Source organism: Desulfuromusa kysingii (genome assembly GCF_900107645.1).
Classification (GTDB): Bacteria; Desulfobacterota; Desulfuromonadia; order Desulfuromonadales; family Geopsychrobacteraceae; genus Desulfuromusa; species Desulfuromusa kysingii.
On the sequence record NZ_FNQN01000011.1, the window covers coordinates 67,739 to 92,572 of the forward strand.

Annotated in this window: 22 protein-coding genes and 1 riboswitch; of the genes, 10 read left to right on the top strand and 12 right to left on the bottom strand. The window is 45.5% G+C overall.

Annotated elements, in window-relative coordinates:
- Positions 1-51 precede the first annotated feature (51 nt).
- From BLU87_RS15270 to BLU87_RS15315, 10 genes are all read left to right on the top strand, one after another.
- Complete coding sequence (locus BLU87_RS15270; RefSeq protein WP_092350399.1) at positions 52-627, top strand: TorD/DmsD family molecular chaperone; 576 nt, start codon at positions 52-54, stop codon at positions 625-627.
- A 14-nt stretch (positions 628-641) separates the two neighbouring features.
- Positions 642-2,915 carry a molybdopterin-dependent oxidoreductase gene (locus BLU87_RS15275; RefSeq protein WP_217637532.1) on the top strand — a complete coding sequence of 758 codons (2,274 nt, stop codon included), beginning with the start codon at positions 642-644 and terminating at the stop codon, positions 2,913-2,915.
- Between the two features lie 11 nt (positions 2,916-2,926).
- The gene (locus tag BLU87_RS15280; RefSeq protein WP_092350401.1) at positions 2,927-3,493 is read left to right on the top strand and encodes a 4Fe-4S dicluster domain-containing protein; all 567 of its coding nucleotides are present in this window, start codon (positions 2,927-2,929) and stop codon (positions 3,491-3,493) included.
- On the top strand, positions 3,493-4,296 hold the full coding sequence (locus BLU87_RS15285) for a dimethyl sulfoxide reductase anchor subunit family protein (protein ID WP_092350403.1): 804 nt from the start codon (positions 3,493-3,495) through the stop codon (positions 4,294-4,296). Before BLU87_RS15280 ends, BLU87_RS15285 begins: the two co-directional genes overlap by 1 nt.
- Positions 4,293-4,703 carry a hypothetical protein gene (locus BLU87_RS15290; RefSeq protein ID WP_092350405.1) on the top strand — a complete coding sequence of 137 codons (411 nt, stop codon included), beginning with the start codon at positions 4,293-4,295 and terminating at the stop codon, positions 4,701-4,703. Before BLU87_RS15285 ends, BLU87_RS15290 begins: the two co-directional genes overlap by 4 nt.
- Positions 4,704-4,866: 163 nt before the next feature.
- The gene (mobAB, locus tag BLU87_RS15295; RefSeq protein WP_092350407.1) at positions 4,867-5,982 is read left to right on the top strand and encodes a bifunctional molybdenum cofactor guanylyltransferase MobA/molybdopterin-guanine dinucleotide biosynthesis adaptor protein MobB; all 1,116 of its coding nucleotides are present in this window, start codon (positions 4,867-4,869) and stop codon (positions 5,980-5,982) included.
- Positions 5,979-6,320, top strand: a complete 342-nt coding sequence (locus BLU87_RS15300) for a winged helix-turn-helix domain-containing protein (protein WP_092350409.1) — start codon at positions 5,979-5,981, stop codon at positions 6,318-6,320. Before mobAB ends, BLU87_RS15300 begins: the two co-directional genes overlap by 4 nt.
- A gap of 15 nt (positions 6,321-6,335) precedes the next feature.
- Positions 6,336-7,529 carry a molybdopterin molybdotransferase MoeA gene (locus BLU87_RS15305; protein WP_092350411.1) on the top strand — a complete coding sequence of 398 codons (1,194 nt, stop codon included), beginning with the start codon at positions 6,336-6,338 and terminating at the stop codon, positions 7,527-7,529.
- 10 nt (positions 7,530-7,539) lie between these two features.
- Entirely contained in the window at positions 7,540-8,508 is a 969-nt protein-coding gene (gene moaA / locus BLU87_RS15310; RefSeq protein WP_245706632.1) for a GTP 3',8-cyclase MoaA, read from the top strand.
- A 3-nt stretch (positions 8,509-8,511) separates the two neighbouring features.
- Entirely contained in the window at positions 8,512-8,946 is a 435-nt protein-coding gene (locus tag BLU87_RS15315; protein ID WP_092350415.1) for an MOSC domain-containing protein, read from the top strand.
- 313 nt (positions 8,947-9,259) lie between these two features.
- On the opposite strand, the gene BLU87_RS15320 is transcribed toward BLU87_RS15315, so the two are convergent.
- From BLU87_RS15320 to BLU87_RS15375, 12 genes are all read right to left on the bottom strand, one after another.
- Complete coding sequence (locus BLU87_RS15320) at positions 9,260-10,438, bottom strand: FprA family A-type flavoprotein (RefSeq protein ID WP_092350417.1); 1,179 nt, start codon at positions 10,436-10,438, stop codon at positions 9,260-9,262.
- Between the two features lie 147 nt (positions 10,439-10,585).
- Entirely contained in the window at positions 10,586-11,230 is a 645-nt protein-coding gene (locus tag BLU87_RS15325; protein ID WP_092350419.1) for an HAD-IA family hydrolase, read from the bottom strand.
- A gap of 30 nt (positions 11,231-11,260) precedes the next feature.
- The gene (locus BLU87_RS15330) at positions 11,261-12,265 is read right to left on the bottom strand and encodes a 4Fe-4S binding protein (RefSeq protein WP_092350421.1); all 1,005 of its coding nucleotides are present in this window, start codon (positions 12,263-12,265) and stop codon (positions 11,261-11,263) included.
- A 298-nt stretch (positions 12,266-12,563) separates the two neighbouring features.
- The gene (locus BLU87_RS15335) at positions 12,564-15,644 is read right to left on the bottom strand and encodes an efflux RND transporter permease subunit (RefSeq protein ID WP_175498425.1); all 3,081 of its coding nucleotides are present in this window, start codon (positions 15,642-15,644) and stop codon (positions 12,564-12,566) included.
- Entirely contained in the window at positions 15,634-16,710 is a 1,077-nt protein-coding gene (locus BLU87_RS15340; protein WP_092350425.1) for an efflux RND transporter periplasmic adaptor subunit, read from the bottom strand. The genes BLU87_RS15335 and BLU87_RS15340 overlap by 11 nt, the downstream gene beginning before the upstream one ends.
- On the bottom strand, positions 16,707-18,041 hold the full coding sequence (locus tag BLU87_RS15345; protein WP_092350427.1) for a TolC family protein: 1,335 nt from the start codon (positions 18,039-18,041) through the stop codon (positions 16,707-16,709). Before BLU87_RS15345 ends, BLU87_RS15340 begins: the two co-directional genes overlap by 4 nt.
- Positions 18,042-18,086: 45 nt before the next feature.
- Positions 18,087-18,692 carry a TetR/AcrR family transcriptional regulator gene (locus tag BLU87_RS15350; protein WP_092350429.1) on the bottom strand — a complete coding sequence of 202 codons (606 nt, stop codon included), beginning with the start codon at positions 18,690-18,692 and terminating at the stop codon, positions 18,087-18,089.
- 187 nt (positions 18,693-18,879) lie between these two features.
- The gene (locus BLU87_RS15355) at positions 18,880-19,902 is read right to left on the bottom strand and encodes a mechanosensitive ion channel domain-containing protein (RefSeq protein WP_217637533.1); all 1,023 of its coding nucleotides are present in this window, start codon (positions 19,900-19,902) and stop codon (positions 18,880-18,882) included.
- A 218-nt stretch (positions 19,903-20,120) separates the two neighbouring features.
- Positions 20,121-20,663 carry an ATP-binding protein gene (locus tag BLU87_RS15360; protein WP_092350433.1) on the bottom strand — a complete coding sequence of 181 codons (543 nt, stop codon included), beginning with the start codon at positions 20,661-20,663 and terminating at the stop codon, positions 20,121-20,123.
- Between the two features lie 4 nt (positions 20,664-20,667).
- Complete coding sequence (locus tag BLU87_RS15365) at positions 20,668-21,282, bottom strand: PHP-associated domain-containing protein (RefSeq protein WP_092350435.1); 615 nt, start codon at positions 21,280-21,282, stop codon at positions 20,668-20,670.
- Between the two features lie 79 nt (positions 21,283-21,361).
- Positions 21,362-22,618 carry a response regulator gene (locus BLU87_RS15370; protein WP_175498426.1) on the bottom strand — a complete coding sequence of 419 codons (1,257 nt, stop codon included), beginning with the start codon at positions 22,616-22,618 and terminating at the stop codon, positions 21,362-21,364.
- A gap of 445 nt (positions 22,619-23,063) precedes the next feature.
- Positions 23,064-23,138, bottom strand: a riboswitch (cyclic di-GMP riboswitch).
- 224 nt (positions 23,139-23,362) lie between these two features.
- A complete protein-coding gene (locus BLU87_RS15375) occupies positions 23,363-24,727 on the bottom strand; it encodes a sodium:solute symporter family protein (RefSeq protein ID WP_092350439.1) in 1,365 nt (454 codons plus the stop codon).
- Between the last annotated feature and the right edge of the window lie 107 nt (positions 24,728-24,834).

Here is a 24,834-nt window from a genome sequence, read left to right on the forward strand (position 1 = left end):
GATTTAATCAGATCGCTATTCTACCTGAAATCACGCCACAGGAGGATTGCGATGACCCAAAACAACACCACCACACCTCAAGAACCCTCTTATGAAACACAGGTCGGCTGCAACTTACGGGATTTTTTCTTCGCTGCTAACAGCCATGAAATTCAACATAGTTATAATCAATTACGCAGCCTGGTTAAAGAGCTTCCTGAGGCAGAAGATCTTGATCAGCTTGAGTTTTCCTTTAATCGTCTGTTCATCGGCCCCAAAGCACTCGTCGCCCCTCCCTATGCTTCAGTCTATCTGGAAAAAGACGAACTTGTTATGGGAACCACGACCCTTGATGCTCGGGATCTTTACTCTTCTCTGGGATTGAGTTTTCCATCACAGGGGACCTTCCCCGATGATCATATTTCACTTGAAATTGATGCCTGCCTACATTTACGCCAACTGCAAACACAGTCACAGGATCAAAACATAACCGCACTCTATCAACAATTTTTGCGGGACCATCTTTTAGTGTGGGCCCCCAAATTTGCTACACGTATCGCGTCCGCAGAGAATGGTTCCGAAACTATTCAAGCGACTGCTGACTTATTAATCGACTGGTTGGAACAAGAACTCTCTGATCACCACTAACAAGGAGACAGGTGATGAACGATTCATGTCAAGGTATGGTGGAGAAAGTCTTAAGGAACCCCTTAAGCCGCCGCAAATTTTTAAAGACGCTGGCTTTAAGCGGCGCAATGGCAATGGTCCCTGGAAGTTTGCTGCAAGCAGCAACGGCAGGGAAAGACATCAGCTATGAAGATGCTTTTGAGATCTTTCGTAACGCTTGTCCCCGCAACTGCTACGACACCTGCAGTATTAAGACTTTCGTCAAGGACGGCGTGATTCAATTCATTGAAGGGGCTTCGGAGTCGACCTTCACTGATGGGGGGCTCTGTGTTAAGGGGTTTTCTTACCCACGCCGCGTTTATAGTCCTGATCGGATTAAGTACCCGATGATGCAAGTCGGCCGTGGCAGCGGCAACTGGAAGCGACTCTCTTGGGACGAAGCGATTGATCGGATTGCCGAAAAGATTCTGGAAATCAACGAAAAAGATGGCAACCTTCTCGGCTTAGCTCTGGATAAATATTCTGGAAACTTTGGCATTACCCATTATGGTGTTGAAGGGATGATGTCTTCACTTGGCTACACGACCCGTTTCGTTGGGACCCCGTGCTGGCCAGCAGGTATCGATGCCCAGAATTTTGACATGGGTGAAATGTGGTGTAATGACCCTGAAGACATGGTCGAAAGTAAGTACATCATTGTCTGGGGAGCTAATCCCGCCTGGTGTTCAGTTCACAGCATGAAATACATATTTGAAGCCAAAAAACGGGGTGCCAAAATCGTGGTTATCGACCCAGTGATGACCCAGACCGCCGCCAAGGCCGATATGTATCTACAAGTGGACACTGCAACGGATGGCGCACTTGCCCTCGGCATGGCACGACACCTGCTCGATCAGGGAATGATCGATCGCGAATTTGTCAATAACCATTCTCTCGGATTTGAAGAATTCAGTCAGTACCTGAAAAAGAATGTCACCGTGACATGGGCAGCAAAAGAGACCGGTATTCCAGCACAAGTTATCAAGCAGATTGCGGAAGAATTTGCACAAGCAGACCCGGCAACAATCTGGATCGGTTATGGCATGCAACGGCATGTCAATGGTGGAGCCATGGTGCGCGCTATTGACGCTCTGGTTGCCATGACTGGTAACGTCGGAAAAGTGGGTGGTGGAGCCCGTTACGGTCACCTGCGGACCTGGGGTTTTAATTATAACGCCATGGTCAATGCAGCTCCAGAGGGTGCCGTTGGTATGATGGACGGCGCTGCGATCAAAGGAGATTTTCATTTTATTGGTGAAGGAAATGCCAAATTTACCGATCGTCCTCTCAATATGAACCAACTGGGACGCGAAATTCTACAGACACAGGATCCCAAAATTCGCATGTTGTGGCTCGCTTGCCGAAACCCATTCAGTCAAGATCCAGATACAGCGTTGCTAAAGAAGGCTTTCGATACTCTTGAAATGGTTGTCGTCGTTGATCAGTTTTTCACTAAGAGTGTGGAGCAAGCCGATATTGTTCTTCCACATACCACTCTCTTTGAAGAGAATACCGTCAATGTTGGTTATTGGCATTACTGGTTGAGCCTCAATGAGCAAGCGATCAAGCCTATGTATGAATCGCGTTCAGATGTGCAAATCGCCGCAATGCTTTCTAAACGGATGAATGAACGCCAGCCTGGATCCTGTACTTTCCCGACCGAACTGGATACCCGCAAGTGGATGGAAAAAGAATTCAACAAGGGTATTTACGATCTGTTTGGTCTTAACTCATGGAAAGATCTGCGCAACGGTCCCGCTAAAGCAAAACTGGTTTCCAGTGCGGCTTGGCACGACTTTAAATTCAAGACTCCTTCTGGGAAATACGAATTCAAGTCTGAATTAGCTGCGCAAAACGGTCATAAGGCGCTCCCTGAGTTCAAGCAGAAAAGAGCTGCCACTGGGCCCTTACGACTATTGACACCACACAGTAAATTCAGCCTCCATTCGCAGTTTCAAAATCTGGATTTCATGGAGGACTTTAATCCTGAGCCGATAGTCTACCTGCATCCAACGACAGCCAAAACAAGGGATATTGAAGAAGGTGTCCAAGTCCGTGTTTTTAATCAGAGAGGTCAAGTCGAACTGATGGCCAGATTGACGGACAACGTTCCACCTGATGTGCTGCTGATGTATGAAGCCTGGTTTAAAAACAGTGACTTCAATGTCCAGAACCTTCTCGATGATGAGTCAGCTGATATGGGTTCCTTTAAAACTGGAGCACCAGGGATAGCAACTCACGATCAATTTGCCAACATTCAGAAGGCCTGAGGAGAAATAGCATGAAAAGTCAATATGGATTTAAAATTGATGCAGAGCTGTGTATCGGTTGTTTTACCTGTGCCATGGCCTGCAAAAACCAAAACCAGTTAGAGCCGGGAGTTAAATGGCGTCAGGTTCATCCTTTGGATGAGGCTATTTATCCCCATACGGACAGAGCATTTTATTCCCTCTCATGCAATCACTGTGAGACCCCATGTTGCGTAGAGTCCTGTCCTGTTGGAGCCTATAGTAAGCGGGAAAAAGACGGAGTTGTCATCCATAACCAGGCAAAATGTATCGGTTGCAAAAATTGTATCCGCTCCTGCCCATTTGGTGCTCCCGTTTACAATGCCAGCCTGAAAAAAGCAGAAAAATGTAGCTTCTGTTTTCAGCGATTGGATGCCAACCGCACACCAGCTTGTGCTCAGGGCTGCCCGACAGGGGCATTAAAGGTTGTGGATCTCGCCACTGAAGATGTCAGTGACTTGGTGCAATACCCCCAAGGATTTCCTCAAGCCAAAAGACTGAACCCTTCAGTCCGTTTCCGTAATCCGCAACAGCCTCAAATTATAAGGAGAGAATCCTGATGAATGAGATGGAACTTCCATTGGTGTTTTTTACCGTACTGGCCCAGACATCTATCGGTCTGGTCCTCTTCAGCACCTTACGCAGCTTGACCTTTGCCGAAGGCCCCGACAAGCCGTTGTTTAACGAACAGATTGTCGCCATGGCCCTGATCAGTGTCGCTTTGTTAGCTTCACTGGCCCATTTAGGCCATCCGTTTGGTGCGATTCGAACTCTGACAGGTCTCAAGCATGCATGGTTAAGCCGCGAGATTCTGATTTTCGGACTGTTATCGTCTGCTCTGCTGGTCTCGGTGGTATTGCGATTAAGAGGAACAAACGACCGACGATTACAAGTTGTGACAGCTATTTTGGGACTGATTGCCCTTGTGGTGCAGGGATTTACCTATGCCCCGCCAAGTGAACCGACATTAGCTAATGGTGTTCCACTGGTGCTGTTCTTGTTCACTGCCGTTACTTTAGGAACAGCCTTTGGTTCCTGGTTTGTCTCTACAGAAAAACAACCAATATTGACTGCTGTGCTAGCAGCCGTTCTGCTGACAGGGCTCCTCATCAATCTGCTGTTACCCAATATCTGGTTGACCGGTGGATTTATTGCAGAGATGACGGGACATGCCTACCTGGATTCTCCGCTTTATTGGGGGCGTCTGCTTATCGGCTTTGTTGTGCCTCTTCTCATCCTGATCCGCATTCGTCGTATCCCCGTGTGGTTACCACTGCTGATTTTGTCAGGAGAGTTGATTGGTCGGATTGCATTTTTCAGCCTTGCTGTCAGCACGGCTCAGCATATCGGAATGCCACTATGAAAAGAATGCGTTGGTGTCGAGTTGAGATCACTCTGGTTACAATAATTCTCATCTATTGTACCCTGAGTGGATGGGCTGCAGAACCTGCCAGAGAGATCCGGCTCGACTCCAACAGCATCACCGGGGTGGTTGATAAACCGTTACAGATTCTGGTCGAAGGTGTTGCTGAACAACTTCCCAGTGGCCACATGTATAGCGTTGTCGCTGATACTTTAGCCTATCCAGGACCGACTCCCCCTGCGATTCTCACCGGCATTCCAGACACAACTATTGATTGTAAGGATGCCGGTGATTATCGTATTCGTATCAGGGTCAATGTCGTCAATAAAAGTTCATGCGGTGGTGCATCAGTGCGAACACTTCTGGATCAGGAGGTCACTCTGCACGTGCTTCAAAGGACTTTTTAGTTCACTATATAAACAGAATCATGGAGATTGTTGACAAAATCACAAAACATCCATCAATGTCATGTTTTTCCCTTGAATATGATGCACTTATAGTTTTACTATAGCTTCGAAAATTGATCATTATTGACGTTAATTTGATTGACGTTTTTTTTAGGATAGCGTTATGCAGATTTCGCAGGTCGGGATTACAGACAACGATCAAAACAATGTCACCGGGGTTTTGCTTGCTGGTGGTAAAAGTCGCCGCATGGGTCAGGACAAAGCTGCTATAAAGCTGGCAGGGTCTACCATGTTTGAACGCACATTAAAGCTCTTACAGAACAATTTCAAGCATGTACTAATCGCTGGTGATCGTCCTGATCTAGCTCGCCCACAGATCCCTGCATTCCCTGACATTTATCCCGGCAGTGCACTGGGCGGACTCTACACAGGGTTAAAGACGGCAACAACGGATTGGATTTTTGTCGCCCCTTGCGACATGCCTTTCCCAGACGAACGTATCGTCCATTTATTACTTCAATACCGTGCCAACTTTGACGCCGTTGTCCCACGAACTAATCAGGGTTACGAACCCGTCTTCGCTCTTTACCACAAGAACTGTCTGCCACAAATGGAGAAGATGCTGCAACAGGGTCAATATCGCATCTACGCATTTTATCAACGTATCAAGATCCGTTACTTAGATTCGTCTGAACTTCCCGATGGTTGGCAACAAGCTCTGCTCAACGTGAACACCCCAGACGATCTGGCCCGGATCAAGGAGAAAAACATGGCCCCACCAGTTGTTTCTATCGTTGCAAAAAGCGGCACGGGGAAAACCACCTTGCTGGAAAAATTAATTTCTGAACTGAAACAACGTGGTTACCGCGTTGCTGCGGTTAAACATGATGCCCACAGTTTCAGTATCGACCATGAGGGCAAAGATTCCTGGCGTCTGACCGCAGCCGGGGCAGACACGATGATTATCACTTCTCCGGAAAAACTGGCGATGGTTAAGCGTAATCCAGCGGATCAAGAACCGGACCTGAAAGATACTCTCGAAAAATATACGACTGATGTGGATATTGTTCTCACCGAAGGGTTCAAACGCAACACGATGCCGAAAATCGAGGTCCATCGCCAACAACGTAGCGAACAACTGCTTTGCCGTGGACTGGAACATGACCCGAAACTGCTTGCCGTCGCTTCTGACAGCTCACTTGATTTAGATGTTCCAGTTTATAACATAAATGATTCCAGTGGTTTATGTGATTTAATAGTCGCCAGGTTTCTGTCATGAATACGATCAGAATACGTTCCAAAATCTGGCTTGAAGTGGATGGTGAGCCGTTTCTTGGCGATGGTCGTTATCATATGCTGACTGCAATTGAGCGCTGTGGATCAATTAACGGTGCAGCAAAGGTTCTGGGGATTTCCTATCGCAAAATTTGGGCTCAGCTCCAAGCGATGGAAGAACACGCTCCGTTTAAGCTGCTAGAGCGCCGTACCGGCGGCATTGGCGGAGGAGAGACGAAGCTGACACCAGCAATCCAAGATTTACTGCGGCACTATCAACTCTTGCGGAAACAGGTCAATCAAGCCGCAGATCTTGGTTTTAAAGAAATTTATATCCCCTAATTGTCAGGAGTTCTTATGCTGACTTATGCTGATGCGCTAAAAATAGTCAAAGAGACGGTATCTCCACTCCCGTCGCAGATTCAACCGTTAACCACAGCGATCGGGCAAGTCATAGCTAAACCAGTGTGTGCCCGCTGGGATATGCCACGTTGGGACAATTCCGCAATGGATGGTTTTGCTGTTTCTTCACAGGCTTTGGATTCTACTGCTGGCCTTGATATTGTCGGCAGTTCATTTGCCGGTCACCCTTATAACAAAACTCTGCAACGAAACGAAGCGATCCAAATCACAACAGGGGCTCCTCTCCCCTGCGGTGCAGACACTGTAATTCCCGTTGAGGACACCAGCGTCAATGACAACTGTCTGAGTTGGACAGGCACAATCCGGGCAAAGCAACATGTCCGTTATCAGGGAGAAGAATACTGCGAAGGAGAACGACTTGTTAATGCTGGAACAGTGGTGGACGCCGGAACTATCGGCTTATTGACCGGAGCTGGAATAACCGAGGTTGCTGTCTATCCTCGACCTCGTGTAGCCATATTTTCTACCGGTGATGAATTGCTCAATCCCGGTCAAGATCCGGGGCCAGGACAGATCATCAACTCCAACCTCCAGTACCTTCAGGCTCGCTTGCAAGAATGTGGCTGTACCGTTCTACCCTTGGGAATAGGAGCAGATCAAAGGGATAATCTGGGCTTGATTTACAAACAAGCCAAAGAAGCTGATCTGATTGTTTCTACAGGGGGTGTCTCCGTCGGAGAAAAAGATCTGGTTCAGCAAACATTGCTTGATAACGGATTTGAACGCAAATTTTGGAAAGTCGCCATCAAACCAGGAAAACCGCTGTTATTTGGACTTCTCAACCATAAACCTTGCTTCGGTCTACCCGGCAACCCCGCAGCCACCGCTTCAACTTTTGAACTCTTCGTCCTTCCGGCACTGCGTATCCTCGCAGGTCATGGGACAACTGATCGAAAAATGACAGCAAGATTGAAACATGGAGTTAAAGCCGGTGGCAGTCGACACGCGTTTCTCTGGTCACGTTGTGAATGGCAGGGCGACGGTTACCATGTCGAGGTTCCACAACGACAGGGTTCCGGTCAAACCCGCAGCATCCAAGGAGCCAATGCACTCCTAAGTCTCGCAGTTGGATCGCCAGATCTAAAAACCGGGGATAAAGTCGAGATCTTCCCGTTATACTCACTTTAAGGATATCGTTATGCAGGATTTACACGGACGTAACATCAATTACCTTCGCCTCTCAATCACAGACCGCTGCAATCTACGTTGTCGTTATTGCATGCCAGCAGATGGGGTGCCACAGACAGATTGCGATGGAATCCTGCGCTTCGAAGATTTCTTGCAGATTGTCCGGGCCGCGACCCATCTCGGCATCCGTAAAGTCCGCATCACCGGTGGTGAGCCCTTAGTCCGCAAAGGGGTCATAGATTTTCTTGGAAAGCTTTCAAGTATTCCGGGCATTGAGGAAGTCGCTTTGACCACCAACGGTATTTTGCTCGCTGACAATGCTAACGCTTTAAAAGATGCCGGGATTAAACGTTTGAATATCAGTCTTGATTCTTTAAATCCTAAAACTTTCACAGAAATAACTCGTGGAGGTTCACTCGAAGCCGTGTTGAAAGGGATAGCGGCAGCAGAAAAAGCCGGTCTCAAGATCAAACTCAATATGGTTGTCATGCGTGGCGTCAACGATCATGAGGTCTTGTCTTTTGCTGCGATGAGCATCAACAATCCTTGGTCTGTACGCTATATCGAATATATGCCGACGATTCAGGAAAGCGACTGGCGCAGCCGGATTGTCAGCGGTGCTGAGATTTTGACCCAGCTACAGGAGAAACATACCTTGGAGCCACTGGGTCATAGCCGCTATTGTGGTCCAGCCAAGCCCTACCGCATCGCCGGCGCAAAAGGATCTATTGGCATCATCACCCCGATGAGTAGCCATTTTTGTAGCTCATGCAACCGCATCCGCGTCGATTCGATGGGGTGGGCCAAGAGCTGTCTGCTCAGTGATGATAGGTTGGATCTGAAACCATATTTGGAATTGCCGCAGCCCCATCTTATTGGCGCATTACAACAAGTCATTGAAAACAAACAACTCGAACATCATCTGGGCTGTGAGCAGGACGTAATGACACCGTTCAGTATGTCGAGTATCGGAGGATAAATCATGCCAAAACAACTTATAGCTGTCTGTATCAGTAAAAATAAAGGTGAACGCAAAACCCCGGTCGAGCAAGTCGAACTCAGAGAAAACCACGGTATTGTCAGTGATGCCCACGCTGGAGACTGGCACCGTCAAGTCAGCCTGCTGGCAAAAGAGAGCGTCGACAAGATGCGGGCTTTAGGGTTGGATGTGGACAATGGCGATTTTGCAGAGAATCTGACCACGACAGGGGTAGATTTACCCAAGCTCCCAATTGGAACCCACTTGCAAATCGGTGATGTGTTGCTGGAGATCACTCAGATCGGCAAAGAGTGCCACCACCACTGTGCTATCTATCATCAGGCCGGAGACTGCATCATGCCGAAGGAGGGAGTTTTTGCCCGCGTTCTTACGGGTGGATCGCTTCGTCCCGGAGACCAGATCAATTTACCGAGCTAAATAGATCCACCTTTAACTGTTTAAACCTTTTAACGGTTGAATGGCCTGCTGAATTCAACAGTTTCCGGCCATTCAACCGTTAATATAAACTCACAAGTATTTTTGAGACACAAGCGCGATATGAAGACAGTTGTCTGCACTCACTGCAAAAAAAAACATCAACTAAAAAACCTGAAAAGGCTTTGCGGTAACTGTTTTGCGTGTACCGGTTGTGAAATTTATCAATGTCCTGACTGTCGAAAAAAAATCGTTATTGTCCCAATCCGCGATCCAGATATCTGATCTCTCAAATAGAAGGGAATAATAATTCTGGTTAAACAAATCCCTGTTCTTGGTGTTTTGACGCTATTGCTTCGGCCAAAACGTCAAGAGCTTGAAAGTCTTGCTCCGACGGAAATCCTTTCGCAAACACGGGATCAATAATTTCAACATTAAGGTTGGGAATCATCCCCGCCAACGTTTCGACTGTTTTCCCACCCCAGCCATAAGAACCGATAATCGATAAGTACTGTGCTCGCGGACGTAACATGTTGGCAAGAAAAGTACAGTAAGCGACCGCAGGATGAGGTCCGTATAGAACTGTTGGCGTTCCAACCACAATGGTCGCGGCATCAACAAGGGCAATTGCCAACTTACCAATATCAGTCACAGATAAATTAAAAAGCTCGACCCTGACCCCTTTTTCCGTCAGCATTGATGCAAGATAGTCCACCATTTTTTTAGTACTGTGATGCATAGAGACATACGGGAGAATGACAACATTTTTCAGCGGGCCGGCGACCCAATCCTTATGAGCATTGATGATAAAAGACGGATTCCTATGGATTGGTCCGTGACTGGGTGCCACAATATCAATGTCGTAAGGGGTCAGTTTTTCCAAATGTTTTTCGATAATTTTCGCGAATGGCATCATAACTTCAGAGAAATAACGTTTTGATGCTTCGTAGACACGTGCTTCATCGACGGCGAAAAGATCCGACGTCGCAATGTGCGAACCAAAAAGATCACAACTGAAGAGAATTTTCTCCTCTTGCAGATAAGCAACCATCGTTTCAGGCCAATGAACCCATGGGGTATAAATAAACTCCAGAGTTTTATCACCAAGAGAGAGGGTTTCGCCATCAACTACGGTAATTATGGAATCCGCTGATATAGCAAGAAGATCCATGAGGATTTCTTTGGCTTTTGGGGTGGTAATCAGCTTTGCATCGGGATATTTGGAGAGAACCTTTGGAATACTCCCGGAATGATCCTGCTCTGCGTGCAACGAGACCAGATAATCAAGTTGAGTGACATTTTCCAGTTGTTCTTCAAGTTCACCAAAGAATTCGGGTTCAACAGTATCGATCAACACCGTCTTTTCACTACCTTCAACCAAATAGGCATTGTAGCTGGTTCCATCGGGCAACGGAATGAGCTGATCAAACAGACGCGCATCCCAATCGATATAACCCATCCAATAAATATTATCCTTTATTTTGCGTGGCTTCATCTCATGCTCCTATGCTGAATAAATTGATTGATCAACACCATGATAACGGAAGATTAAAGTTGTAAGACTATCATACCATCTCTGCAGAATTGTGCCGGTCCCTTAGCGACAACTCACTGTCTATCTGTCTACTTGCAGGATATAGGTCTAATCGGAACCCATCAAGTTTTCAATGTGTTGAATAAGTTCACCTGGGAAACGCGTCACAACATCAGCTGTTGATATTTCCACCTCTTCACCAAATCCCCAAGCAACTCCAATGGAGAAGATGCCATTCTGTTGCGCAGCGTGGATATCGTAATGAGTATCACCTATCATGACGCTTTTATCATGTAAGCAATGATGCTCGGTCAGAATGTGCCGGACTAATTCCGGTTTCGGTATTGTCGATGACCCGCCATAGACTCCTTGGAAATAGTGATCTAAGCGAAAATGTCGCAGCACATCACAGGCCGTTGCAGTCTTTTTAGTTGTCGCAATAAAAAGACGATAACCATTGGCAGCCAGCTGCAACAGGACATTGTCAATACCTGCGTATAGATCATTAATTTTATAACCAACAGTAGTGTAGTCGTGCCGAAAGAATTCCACTGCTGCGTTGACAATATCTTCATCATTCGTTTCCAGCAAGCTACGGAAGGACTCGTCGAGAGGGGGGCCAATATAACGATTCACATCTGTCCGCAACATGGTCGCAGCATTCATCTTATGCAAAGCGTAATTGAATGATTGAAAGATTCCTTCACTGGAATCACTGATTGTGCCGTCAAGATCAAATATGACTGTCTTCATACCTCATTCCTCAAATCCGATGCTGATCAACTAGAAGCGGTTAAGCATCGGAATCAACTGCATATAGTCACGATAACTGAGCGTGCTATGCCAATGGCCGCTGAACATCCCGGCGGCCACACCAAAGGTAAACACCAGCAAAACCAGAGCAGGAAACAGCCAAACGGGCAACACCCGGGGGCTGCCAAACAGCCCCATCTGCAAGACTTGATGCTCGGGGCAACTTTGCACACAACTTAAACAGCCGGTACATTCCATAGAATAGACCTGTTTTTTTCTGGAGACGTTGATTGATGCCGGACAGGCACGATCACAACTTCCACAACCAGTACAACCATTGATGTCACGGGTAATCCGACTGGGGCTTAAAAAACTAAAAAAACCAAGCAAAGCTCCATAGGGACATAGATAACGACACCAGAACTGGCGAATAAAAAAAGATAAGACCGCTAAAGTCAAAACAATCACAATGCTAAGCGTTGAGGGGTTAGTGAAGAAGTGGAGCATCTTCACATCACTGAGAGCCCAGTAGGGACTGGATAAAAACCCCTTAAGTGCAGGGCCAGGCATTCCGAACAGAATCAACTTGACGAAAAAAAACAGCAACAGATATTTGGCACTGCGCAGCACAAGATCCAACCAGCGCCACGGTTTTATCCTGCGACCGATCAGCCGTTCACTACTGCGCCAGAGCCATTCTGACAACGTTCCCACCGGGCAAATCCACGAACAGAACGATTTTCGGGTCAGCAATGCTAAGGCCAGGAAGGTCAAAAACAAGACCAAAGCAGCCGGATGAACCGGATCAATAATCCCGTTTAAAATCCAATTTTTTAAACTGACCAAAGCTCCAATGGGCAAAAAGGCTTCGATTCCCGGTGGCCTTGTGACCAGCGGGCTCTTTCCTTGACTGACAAAGTGTGCAACAAAACGTGAGAACTGAAACCCCAGATAGATGCACCAGAGAAGAAAACCACCTTGAACCAGATTGCGCCAGAACACTGGCTTGTGGCTATATTGACTAATTTGTTTCATAATTGCATTTCCATTCAGGTCACTGTTTTAATCCTGAAGCCTTGTCAACAGATTATTTGTCTCTTGCACAGCTTCAACCACTCCAAAGCATTTAACAGTCATAATTTGCCCTCCCCTGTTGGACATTCCGATAGAGAGACAATATTCTTATAACTGGAGATCAAGCATACCGACCATAGCAAATGAACTCGGTATAAAAATTGATTGATATCAAAGTTTTAAAAACAATCTTTGTTTCTATAACACTTTCCCGACAAAGACATAAAATAAAACCTTCAAGGATCAAAACGCTCCGCAGTTAAGGATCTTTCGTCGTCCAGATAAAAATCAACGGAATAAAGACCAGAGTCAAAAGGGTTCCGACCAGTAAACCACCTATAGCGACCGCTCCAAGAGGTGCCAATCGTTCCAACCCGATAGCGGAACCAAGAGCCACTGGAAGCATACCAGCAGCAACGGCAAAAGCGGTCATCAGGACCGGTCGCGTCCGAATGCGGATACTTTCAAGCATGGCCGATTTTTTATCTATCCCTTCGCCAATCTTTTCCTGAGCGAAGTGAATCAGCAGGATGGCATTATTGACGATAATCCCTGAGAGGAGAATAAAACCCATCATGGCAGGCATCGAGACATGGTAACCAAGCAACAACAAAAACCAGGAGGCTCCGATAATAGTCAGTGGAATTGAGAGGATAATCAACAATGAAATTCGCACCGAATTAAACAGGGTGATCAGAGTAAAAAACAAAAGAATCACAGCAAAACCAATTGCCCCCACCATGCGACCAGCTGAATTATTGAATTCTTTAATATCCCCAACTTGTTCCATCTTCACTGAGGGAGGCAGATTGACGTCCTGAAAATTCTTCTCAAAACCTTCCATGATATGAGAAATCGCCGATTTCTCTCGAAAGCCATAGACATTGAGGGTGTAGTTCAGCCCTTCCCTATTGATGATTCCCGGCTCCAAGGCACGAACCACTTCGGCAATAGCGAACAGTGGGAGCTTTTCCCCTTTCGGAGTGTCAAGCAACAGGTTTGATAGAATTTCAAGCCGATCTCTTTGTGCTGCGGGGAGCCAAACACGAACCCCAAAATCAAGGTTGTTGACAGCAGGAAATGTCGCGACCTGAACACCGCGAAGCAATGCTTGCAGCTGAGAAACAATATCTTCATGAGTCATCCCGTAAAGGGCGGCTTTTTCTCTATCTATAGCCAGATCATAGACCCGTTTATCTATATCCCAGGTGCGAGAAACTGAGATGATACCACGAGTGGCATAGAGAGCCTTCGCAACTTTATCACCGGCGATGACGAGATCTTCAAATTCTGGTCCAGAGAGGAGAATGTCGATGTTTGCCCGGATACTGGAGAGGGCTGTTGCACCATAATCAACGACCTCCAACTGTTTGATATTTTCAATCTGTGCCAACTGTTCTCTTAATTTGCGGCCTATATCCCAAACCGAATCATGCCGTTCATAACGATTGACATAGGTCGCAATAATGACAATATGGTCTGTTGCCGAACCACTGCCGATACTCAGAATTCCCGCTTCACTACCGATGGCAGAAGAGAGATATTTAAGCGTGCCGTTTGCGGCAATGATTTTATCAACTTCGCGGACAATCTTCCGACTTGCGTCAATCGGCAGATTGGGATCTGTTGTAATGCTGATGCGAATTCCACCGGTATCCATCGGCGGCATCAATTCCCTGCCGACAGTCGGCATTACACCTTTGACACTGACGACAAACAGCAGAAACAAGACAACAAAATAAACAACTGCCACAGACTTATGTCCCAAGGCTGCTGCGACCGCCTGCCTGAAAAACCCCTGAATCGCGCCATTAGCCCTGCTGGTCAACTTATGAAAAAAAGCTTCCGTCCGTAACAACCATGGATATTTTAAAGTCAAAATCTTAAGCGAAAGCAATGGCACAGCGGTTATGGAAATGACGTAGGAAGCCGTAAGCGCCAGTAATAATGTCGCCGCCAATGGCCGAAACACCGTCTGCGGGTAACCGCCGACAAACAAGATCGGAGCCAGTGCAATCATGGTTGTGATGGTCCCGGAAAGGTCGGCAAACATAATTTCCTTAGTCCCATCCATAACCGCTTTACGGATATCCGCGCCCAATTCTCGATAATGGCGCTCAATATTTTCCATAACCACAACGGCATCATCAAGAAGCAATCCCAGCGCCAGAATAATGGCCGTGAGAGTGACAACGTTAAACTCAATGCCGACAATCCACATCAGAGCAATTGTTGAGGTGTAAACCAGTGGAATAGTAATGAGAACAACAAGAACCTGCCTGAAACTGGCCAAAAAGAGAAAAACGATAAATATCGACATGAGAATGGCATCACGCAGCGACTCAAACATATTATCCGTCGATTGAATGATCGTATCTTTCTGGGTGTCGGTCGTCTCAAATCGCAGTTGCGGATACTCTCTCTGAAGTTTTTCAACCTCAGCCTCGACACTTTCAACGGTGCTAACGACATCACTGTCACGTCCCCGTTGGACCGCCAGAGCGATCGACTCATTGCCATTACCATAGTAAATCGCACTATTTTCATAGTGACCAAAATAGATATCGGCAACATCAGCTAAAGTGATATCTGCACTTAAACGTAATGATTGCAGACCGGCAATGTTCTCTTCTCGAGAGGATGAACGCAGTAAGTAACGACTCTGTTCATTGGTGAGAAAGCCAATCGCATAATCTCGGTTATTAGCCTGTAATCCTGCCAGCACGGAACCGATACTCAACTGAAAACGATCGAGCTTTTCTTTATCTAAAACAATCTGGATCTCTTTTTTATAACCACCAAACACATCCACATTGGCAACCCCTGGAAGCTTTATCAGTCTCCGCTGCAATTGCTGCTCGGCAATTTGACGGACGTCAACAAGTGGCAAGCTATTTTTGGGACTGACAGCAACAATAATCACTGGAGCGGTTGCGGCAGAAATCTTATGAATCTGCGGTTCTAAAATATCACTTGGAAGTAAAGAACGAATTTTACTGATGGAATTATTGACGTCGCTAGCAGCCATGTCGAGATTTTTACTGTACTCGAACTCAGCCCGGATGACGGAAACCTCATCAATGGTCGAAGAATAAACCCGACGCACCTGATCAAGAGTATAGAGTTCTTCTTCCATGGGGACGCTGACATTGGCGGCAATATTTTTTGCTGATGCACCCGGCTGAACGACGACAACGGCAACCTCAGGATAATTGGATTCAGGGAACAGTTTCCGGTCGATTCGGTTATACCCCAACAGTCCCAGCAACAAAAATAAAGCCAGGAAGGAATAGATAAAAAAAGGCCGCCCCAACAACCGCTCAACCCAGTTATTTTTCATCAGTCGACCCCGAGGAAATTCTGACTTCACCATAAACGGGAAGTAAACTCAGCTTTGCCTCTGTTGCCAAAGCGACCGGGTGGTTGACACAGGGGGAAATTATAGCAAAACTGTCATCCTTTACTTGGACACTCACTGCGATTTCACTGAAATGATCTTCCTGATAGGTCATGATGCTGCTCCCTTGGTCTCGATGTAACAGACTCTGGAGCGGGATAGAACACCCGGTTGCAGTTTTTGTAACAATTGAAACAGTCAGATAGCTACCACTGGGTAGGTTTAATTGTTTATCGGGAACGATCTCGGCCACCGCTAAACCATTTTGCGCATCATTATATATACGACTTATCCGACCGACCCTCTCCCCTTGGTACAGAACCATCTGCCCGGTCTGTAGCTCTGCTGATTCAGGGACAAAACTCACAATAAGTTTCTGCGACAGGGAATTAAGGGTAAGGATAGATCGCCCTGGTGAAGCTAGGTCGCCGGGATGGAGTAAAATGGTTCCAACGATCGCATCAAAAGGAGCCTTAATATTCATATACTTAAGTTGACTCTTTAAACCGATGATCTTTTGTTGCAGATCGTTTACTGCGGCCTGCGCTGTACTCCTGGTCACGTCTGAGGCCTCAAGCTCTTGTTGCGATAAACCACCGATATCGTAGAGAGAAAGGTTACGTTCATATAGCCCCTGATCGTATTCATACTTCTTCAACGCGGCATTAAGTTGGGCCTGCACAGACTTGAGATTGGCAACAATTTCCTCCTCATCGAGCTTAACCAGCAGATCACCTACTTTAATTCGCTGACTCTCATGGATTGGTAACTGACGAATCCAAGCAGAATATTTTGAAGAGATCGCCGTAGTTTCAGCAGCTTTAAGCTCAGCCAGATAACTGTGCGTTTGCATCAGCGTTCGCTCGACAGGAAGAGTTGTCCTCACAGAATGAATCATCGGTTGCGCGACCGGAATGGCAGCATTTTCATGACGACGCTTCGTTAGCAGCATGGCCCCAGCCACAATCATGACAATGACAAAAAGGATGATAAAGAGTTTTTTTTTCACCTTGATTCTCCAGTTTCCAACAAATATTGAAGATAATAGCCTGCGACTTCATAAGCATAACCCGCAGCAATAAAACGACTTTCAGCTAATTGATGCCGCGCTTTGGCGTACAATAAGTCGTTAAGAGATGTCGCCCCCTTATCAAAACGTACTTGTTCGATCGCCGCAGTTCTCTGTGTCAGTTCCCGCTCACTTTGAGCACTTTGATAGTCGCTGACACTGGTATTAATTTTCGTCACCGCTTCCTTCACCGCACGTTTTAATTCAAGCTTCGCTTGCGTCTGTTGGTGACGGCTATGTTGTTCAACAAATCGAGCTTTTCTGATTTTGCTTTGTGTACTGCCGAAATCAAAAACCGTCCATTTGAGACTTAATCCCCCCTGCCAAAGGTCTTGATTGTTCCAGTTGCCACTATCAGCATGACTACTGTCATTAGGGCCAAAGTTCTGCCCATAGGCAACATTTAAAGCGATCTGAGGATAAAGACCTGCTGCCGCTTTCTGAACTAACTTGGCATCTTTGCGAACGGTCAATTCAGCAGCCCGCAATCGCTCGGTGGTCTTTAATTGATCGACAAAATCACCCTGTAAAGGTTGAGGATTGTCCACCGTCAGGTCAAATTTCTGCAGGGGAGGAATCGCCTCAATGTTGAGCTGACTTGCTAATGATCCACTTAGAATGTCGATGTCTGCATTGATCTGCACCAGTCTCGCACGCGCATTTTGCAGATCGGCAGCAGCCTTTAGTTGATCAACAAGTGCTTTCCTCCCGAAAGTTAACTCATGAGAAATCTGTTCGTAGAGTTGTTGCGACGATCGGACATATGCCGCCTGAGCAGATGCTTGTTCCTGCAATGAAAGAATGTTGACGTAGAGGCTTTTAACGTTATAGATCAATTGCTCTTTACTTAATGTCAACGCCGCAGCAGCCAACTCTCTTTGCAAAGCAGCAACTTCAACTGACCGCGTTTGTGCAAAACCGGTAAACAGTTGCACTTCGTAGTTGATTCCTGCGACGAAAAGATCCTCAGTGGTCGGCACGGCCAGAGGATTAGAAGCAATGGCCCCCGGCGTCAAAGGTGCTAACGTATGTGGCAGATTATAATGGGTGTAGCTGGAGACAAGATTCAACTTCCCGTATTTTTGCCCCTGTCGGTCAGCTAAGTCAGCTTGGGTAGTCTCCAAATTGACCTTCTGCTTTGCCATCTCCGGATTGTTCCTTAAAGCGAGTTCCACACATTCATTCAGGGTCATGGCTGAAGCCTGACTCATCGGCTGAAAAACAAGCAGACAAAGGAAGACTAAAATTGGATTTACAGATAATGTTTTCATCGAATTATCTCACAAAATTCATACTGCAGTTACACAGGTTGAGGGTTAAGCATTAGTGATCCCGCGCTGATAAATAGCAAACACCTTTGAGGCATTCTGTTTGATACGCTTAATTTCTCCAGCAAGCAGTGATTGCACCACTAGACCTTGAAGCGTACCAATGAAAAGAATGGTTGCCGCTTCGGTATCGAGTTTGATATCGAAATCCTGCCTCTCTTTCCCCTCCTCAAACAGTTGCTGCAAACACGCACGATAACGATGAAGCAACCTCTGCACCACCAACTTAGATCCGGTTTCTTCAGGCCGTTGTAATTCTGCAAAGAGGATACGTGGCACTCCAGGAAACTCACTGACAAAATCGACGTGGGTCATAAATACCGCTCGCAACACAGCATGGGGCGATAATCCAACTTGGAACTGTGCTTCGACCTGTCCCACCAATAGCTCCTCTACCCACTCCATCACCGCTTCAAATATTGCTGACTTATTAGCAAAATGGCGAAACAGTGCTCCTTGTGTAAGGCCCATGCGTTTGGCAATTGCCGCTGTTGTTATGGTGTTTGGGTCCTGTTCACCAGCGAGTTCGATGACTGTTGCAACAATGATCTTTTTACGTTCATCAGCAGGTAGATGTTTTGCATTCACTTTCATACAACCCCCAAAAGATAGTAATTAATTACTATCTTCATGTGGATAATATTTTTTGTCAAGAGGGAATCTAAATTTAATAAGTTTAACAACAGGATTAAATTGAATGTACGGAGAGAATGGAGCTCTGTTTCACGGATTAACAGATCCAGTCAAAAGCTTTAAGGAAGAGAAAAGAGAATCTAACGCCTTATTCCGCTTCGATAAGTTCTTTGTTTGCGACAATCTTCGCATTGAGAGAAACTTGTTGTTTTTGCAGTTGACTCAACGCTACAGAGATTTTTTCTTGATGATCATCGTCAGCTTTTTCTAAAGCCTCTTGCAGCGTTTCAATACGCGCGGTGATTTCATCAAGACTGGTTGTCTGCTCTTCCAAGGTTGCCGCGTTTTCTGCTTTATCAAAGATAATTTCCTCTGGGTCTTTGGTGTTTTCAACAGAATCTTGCGTAGCAATAGGTTGTGCCCTAAAGTTCTGATGAGCAACATCGCGAGTGTTCATGAAATTCGGAGAAACAATCTCAATCCCAGCCCCATGCAACGAATCAAGGATGGCTCCATTCAAAACTGAGCGAACGGAGAGTAATTGTTTAACATCTTTCAACATACCATTGATTCGATAAAGAACGGAAAAGTCACCAAGCTTGATGATATAGACAAACGGATCTTCTAAACTAGCGGTAATGGCAGCCTGTTTAAGTAGATGTTCAACCTGGGTATGAGAGATATCATAACCAAGAGAGACTTCAGCTGAAATTATCGTTCCAGATGCTCGGGTGACCTTCACAGGATTGGTGGTGACATACAGATTGGGGAGAGTGACCAGATCACGATCCTGAGTTTGTAATTCGATATGAAACAGACTACGGCCGGAAACACGTCCGAAATGTTCATTGATATAGATGAAATCACCGGTACTGAAACTTCGAACATTACGCAACAAGATCCCTGCAAGAGCATTACCGAGAAAAGTTGTCGAACTCAAAGCGATCGTCGCACTGACCAGAATCCCCAGAAGACTGAGAATTTGACCACGCAAGGTTTCACTGATGGGTAACATAATCACAGTGAAAAATAGGGCAATCAGGGTTGCCACTAACATCAAAACCTGACGGTGAAGTGCGCGCTCGGGATGCTTTGCCTGCATCCTGCTTAGGAGAATATTAAGCCCGACAAGGGAGGCAACCATAATTGCTACAATGGTTATAGGCCCCAAAAAATACTCCAATAACATTTCACCTGTGCTCATAATCCCTCTGAAATCTGCAAAAGCTTTAATCCTATGTATGGAATGAGTAACGACAAAATTAATTCGCTACGAACTTCTTCTGACTGAATGAATTATATAGTGAAGCTAGAGAAGATCAAGGTAGGTAGCCGCATTATGCTTTGAGAAAGAAAACATAATTGACAAGGAGCACAGACGGGGGAGATCTAACACCTTTCAGGTCTGAGATATTGCGCAATTAGACTTTCATCAAACAAATAGAGAAGATGAAAAGAACTGCCATTATCATCATAAAAAACCCCAAAAATATCAGTTTCATACATGCTTTTCATGCCATTACCGGCGTTATAAAAGTAATTTTTTTTATTTAGATATTTAGCTAGCATTTCGCCATAGTCAAAACCTTTTCCGGTATCATAAATTCGCAATAATATTCCTTGGTTGCCCTGATATATGTTCACTCCAATGGGGAGCTTCGCCTGACGTTTATGGCCGTGACAATAAGCATTTGATAAAGCTTCACTGATAAGACCACTGGAGCCAATCAACTGTTTGCGGTGTTTCTTCAACCAGGGATCCAAAAAACGGGCCAGTTTCCGTTCTAAAAGAAATAACCAGTCATATTCAGGGAGGTAGCAACTGTGAGAAGCACAGGGCGCTGTCTTGGGAACAATTGTTTCATCAAAGATCAATTGTGGTTCCTCACCCAGTGTAGATAATGCTTGAGCAAATGTTAAAGATAAAAACATGTCGTTATCCGCTTCTTTTGGCTAAGCCAGTATTCGCTTTGATGGCTTGAGCGAGAGACATTTCATTATCAGGCAGATGAGTAAATTCAGTATACGCCCGACCCAACATAGCCAGACAATGGGCATCACTCCCTGCAACCATGGGAAGATCAGCTCTACTGGCTAAATTTCTCGCATCAGCTTCATACTCACCTATGGTCACAGTACTCGCGATCTCAATGGCATCAACCTGGTCAGTCCAACCAAAATGTTGAGTAATGATCCCCCCACGATGTGGATGGGCTAATATCATAGTAGCGCTGGCAGCTTTTGTTATCATGTGCAGTTCAGTCGCGGGAATTCCAACTTGAATACCATGCATATCACGTAGACCAATGACGACAAAATGACCGTCGATACTGCTAACTTCAACACCGCGATAAATTTTTATCCTTTGCCTACTGCGATCTTCTAAAGCCAACACTTCATCTTCTGACCACATCGCATCGTGCTCGGTCAGAACAACTCCGTGCAGCCCTGCTTCTCTAGCAGCAAGACTTAATTTTTCTGGATCCAAGGTCTCTGCACAAGGAGAGTAACGCCTTGTATGGACATGCAGATCAATACAATATTTCCCCATATTCTTTTCCAGCTGGAAACAAGAGCTCTGAAAGTGTCCAGAGCTCTTGTTGAATATCCGTTAATGGACAATAAAATTTTTAGCGAACTTCTTCAGCAATATCGAGAATCACTTTTTCAAGTTGCATTTTAGCCAATGCCACATTCGCATCAGCTTCGAGAACAACCAACATATGTATATGTGCCCGTCCGGCTTCAGAATTATGGAAGTCAGTATTTTCATTTAAACAGCGCATCAACAAGTTCGCTTTAGGAGCAACAATATGAACCATTGAGCCCCGACCAACGCCCATAATGTCTGTCTCTTCTTGAGCTTTGAGGAGAATGTCGTTTGCTAATGCGCCAACTTCAGCTAATCGCAGAGTACTGGAGACAGAGACTTCAGCCATAATTTCACCATCTGCGGAGAAAGCCCCTGCCGCAATAAATCCTTTGATCTTTTTTAAGACCTCCATTTTTTCTTCCATCATTTGAACTCCTTTTGGTGTGGTTAAGTGGTTCTGTTCTGAATCATTTTCCAGAGCAGAGGTTTTGGCATTATTGCCATCTGTTGACGTGTTTATATGGTCTGCTCCTACTTCTTCTCCCTGAGTAGCAGCAGTCTTACAACAATCTCGATCAGAACCGTTGACAATGGATTTGAGTTGCTTGTTCGCTTTTATGCCGTGATTGGCTTCATCGATAGCCCTGAATGCCTCCATCAACAAATGTTCCATAGAGAAATTAATAACGTTCTCCCGCCGTTCACAGACTGAACACATAACTATCTCTGCGTTGTCCCAACCAATAATGCTCAAAGCGGCTTCAATGCCACTGATATCTCCAATTTCAGCATTGACCAATTCTCCAGCAAAGAGATACAAATGACCACATTTGCCCGCTGAAGTGACTGTCAGAGTGCAGGTTTTTCTTTCGACATGCATCAATTGCAAAAATGTCGCCAAAGTGATCCCACGAATAAAACTATTCGTTCCAGTCGATAACCCTTCAAAAATTGCACTTTCTACCGTCTCCAGATCTAAGGGCTTATTTAAAAACTGAAGGGCATTCATGGCTTCGGCACGTTCTTCAATCTCTGGAGTTCCAAATGCTGACATGACAATGACTGACAGTTTGGGTTGATATCTTAAAACCCAAGCCAAAATCTCAAAACCATTCATCTCAGGCATTTTCAAATCAGTCAGTAGCAAGTTGACCTTGGTTGTCCGCAGAATATCAATGGCCTCTCGTCCATTGTCTGCACATAGCACTTCAAATTTCTCTTTGTGCTTGCTCAAGCCATCGTGAAGAGAAAGCAAAAATGATTTTTCATCGTCAACTATTAGGACTTTATCCATGTTTATGTAACCGCCTTTAGAGCACATACTTGACACAGGATAACCACAGAGATTGAACGCTGGTGAATGGTTTTGACGCTCCTGCAAAACCTTATTTATCTGTCATATCAGGGGTTTAAAATATTTATTGTTTAAAAATAAAAGACCCAATGAACGTGGATACTGTTCATCATTTCATAATCCAGATTAACTTAAGGTCATGGCCTGCGTTTAACAGTGTGCAAGAAAACATGCAAAGCAAATTGTTCAGCACAAACAAAACAAGCTTTTTTGTTTATTCTGAACATTGTTTACATGCTCATATAGATGGGATGCTTCCAGGTTTGCATGGCACTATGTTGCTAGCCAAGCATCAAGTATAGCCCCCCCCCAAAAAAACAAGACTTTTAATCCTGTCAAACTAAAAAGCCCCTTTTCTGGCCGAAAAGGGGCTTTGGTACCATCCTTCGGCAACCCGGCTATCCGCATAGGACCCGTGGCTTTGCGTCCCCAAGTCTCCTTGGGTTTGCTATTTCAATAGATGTTAATTATTAACAGAAGAGATAATAATGGATAAGCGCTATAAAATCAATATAAGTTATCGGTTTTATAGAATTACTTTAAATACAATATCAATGGGTGTATTAAAATCTCTAATCCCCTGCAATTAAAGGAATTTTAGTTCCATAAATAGGACTGATGAAAGATGTGAATATGAAGTTGACTAAATTAAATTCTAGAATCAGCCTTCTAGAAACCATTAAATTAATGTATGTGGCGGTTAATCAGAAATCCTGCCGCAAAAATAACTAGAGAGACACAGAGGCCAAAATAAAGTGGCGATATCGAGACTCGTTGCATCATCCCCACCACGATGACAGAAGTCGGAGCAATAAAAATCGACAAGGCCCCTGCCCTGCGGAGATGATATTTATGCAGGAAAACCGCAAATAATAGTGGGAAAAAGAGGGTTGCACCACGTAACCCCATGGAGAGAAAACTCCAATCCATAATCGCTGAACCTAAATTTAACAGCAACAAAACAAACGCCATTAACACCACCACAGTGGTAAGCACTCGGAAATATAATAATTCAGCTACGTTACCAGTCAACCAACTACGCAATATATCAATCTTCAGGGTCGTTGACACGCCAAGCGCTAATCCTGATGCCGTACCTACAGCAGCAATTAATAGAGCCGCAAAGGCAATCCCGGCAAAACTGGCTGGAAAATTCTCTGAGATAAACGCCGGTAACGCTAAAGCACTGATCATAGTCGGGGAGCTTTGCCGCATATACAGACCCACCAGCACACCGAGCAACCCAAGGGGGAAAATCATCAACGCACTGATAAATGATCCATTGCGAGCGGTCGCCCCATTGGCTGCAGAGAATATTGCCTGTAGATAAGTCTGGGTGGAAATAACTCCGACCAACATCGATAACAGGTCTGATAAGCCTTCCTGAACTCCATATCCGAAGAAACTGAACCAAGGATAGTCAGGGAATGTTTCGTGCAATCCGTGCCATCCTCCGGCATGATTCAACGCCAGAAAACCGGCATAAAGCATGGTCGCATAGATCAATCCCATCTTAATCAAGCCGATTCTTCCAGCAGCTTTCATCCCGCCACCAAGGGTAAAAAGGATCACCAGTAACGTTGAAATAGTTGCACTCCATTGCAATGACAGTTGAAACATGACCGCCAGGATGGAACCACAAGCCAACAACTGCGCAACGATCTGGACAAACATTCCTAGCCCAGTGAAAAGACTGGCGGCAACCCGGGCGGGTTCACCATAATAGCGTGAGATATACTGAGGGATGGTTTCGACATTACTTTCACGTAAGGGCCGGGCTAGAAATAGTCCGAGGAACAGACAGGCCAATCCTGCTCCCAAGGTGAACCACCACGCCGAAAGGCCATAGAGGAACGCCAGTTGAGCGGTCCCTATCGTTGACGCTCCCCCCACCAGGGTTCCGGTAATAGCACCTGAAACGGCCCACGAATTAGCTTTTCTCCCACCAAGCGTAAATTCATTGCGACTATGGGCTTTAACTTTAGCTCCATAGGCAAAGTAAATGATTCCGATTATGGTCATCGCAAAAGAGATAAAAAAAAGTGGCATGATTTTTCTGTATAGTTAAATAGGGTTGACCACCTATGGCTCCACAGATGCAGGCCGGTATTAGGTGGCATTAAATATTTGCGTATTCATTTAGAGTTTAGGTGATA

Bases quoted from the DNA above. Each gene is read 5' to 3' on its own strand.
- BLU87_RS15270 (WP_092350399.1), top strand. From the start codon at position 52: ATGACCCAAAACAACACCACCACACCTCAAGAACCCTCTTATGAAACA.
- BLU87_RS15275 (WP_217637532.1), top strand. From the start codon at position 642: ATGAACGATTCATGTCAAGGTATGGTGGAGAAAGTCTTAAGGAACCCC.
- BLU87_RS15280 (WP_092350401.1), top strand. From the start codon at position 2,927: ATGAAAAGTCAATATGGATTTAAAATTGATGCAGAGCTGTGTATCGGT.
- BLU87_RS15285 (WP_092350403.1), top strand. From the start codon at position 3,493: ATGAATGAGATGGAACTTCCATTGGTGTTTTTTACCGTACTGGCCCAG.
- BLU87_RS15290 (WP_092350405.1), top strand. From the start codon at position 4,293: ATGAAAAGAATGCGTTGGTGTCGAGTTGAGATCACTCTGGTTACAATA.
- mobAB (WP_092350407.1), top strand. From the start codon at position 4,867: ATGCAGATTTCGCAGGTCGGGATTACAGACAACGATCAAAACAATGTC.
- BLU87_RS15300 (WP_092350409.1), top strand. From the start codon at position 5,979: ATGAATACGATCAGAATACGTTCCAAAATCTGGCTTGAAGTGGATGGT.
- BLU87_RS15305 (WP_092350411.1), top strand. From the start codon at position 6,336: ATGCTGACTTATGCTGATGCGCTAAAAATAGTCAAAGAGACGGTATCT.
- moaA (WP_245706632.1), top strand. From the start codon at position 7,540: ATGCAGGATTTACACGGACGTAACATCAATTACCTTCGCCTCTCAATC.
- BLU87_RS15315 (WP_092350415.1), top strand. From the start codon at position 8,512: ATGCCAAAACAACTTATAGCTGTCTGTATCAGTAAAAATAAAGGTGAA.
- BLU87_RS15320 (WP_092350417.1), bottom strand. From the start codon at position 10,438: ATGAAGCCACGCAAAATAAAGGATAATATTTATTGGATGGGTTATATC.
- BLU87_RS15325 (WP_092350419.1), bottom strand. From the start codon at position 11,230: ATGAAGACAGTCATATTTGATCTTGACGGCACAATCAGTGATTCCAGT.
- BLU87_RS15330 (WP_092350421.1), bottom strand. From the start codon at position 12,265: ATGAAACAAATTAGTCAATATAGCCACAAGCCAGTGTTCTGGCGCAAT.
- BLU87_RS15335 (WP_175498425.1), bottom strand. From the start codon at position 15,644: ATGAAAAATAACTGGGTTGAGCGGTTGTTGGGGCGGCCTTTTTTTATC.
- BLU87_RS15345 (WP_092350427.1), bottom strand. From the start codon at position 18,041: ATGAAAACATTATCTGTAAATCCAATTTTAGTCTTCCTTTGTCTGCTT.
- BLU87_RS15350 (WP_092350429.1), bottom strand. From the start codon at position 18,692: ATGAAAGTGAATGCAAAACATCTACCTGCTGATGAACGTAAAAAGATC.
- BLU87_RS15360 (WP_092350433.1), bottom strand. From the start codon at position 20,663: ATGTTTTTATCTTTAACATTTGCTCAAGCATTATCTACACTGGGTGAG.
- BLU87_RS15365 (WP_092350435.1), bottom strand. From the start codon at position 21,282: ATGGGGAAATATTGTATTGATCTGCATGTCCATACAAGGCGTTACTCT.
- BLU87_RS15370 (WP_175498426.1), bottom strand. From the start codon at position 22,618: ATGGATAAAGTCCTAATAGTTGACGATGAAAAATCATTTTTGCTTTCT.
- BLU87_RS15375 (WP_092350439.1), bottom strand. From the start codon at position 24,727: ATGCCACTTTTTTTTATCTCTTTTGCGATGACCATAATCGGAATCATT.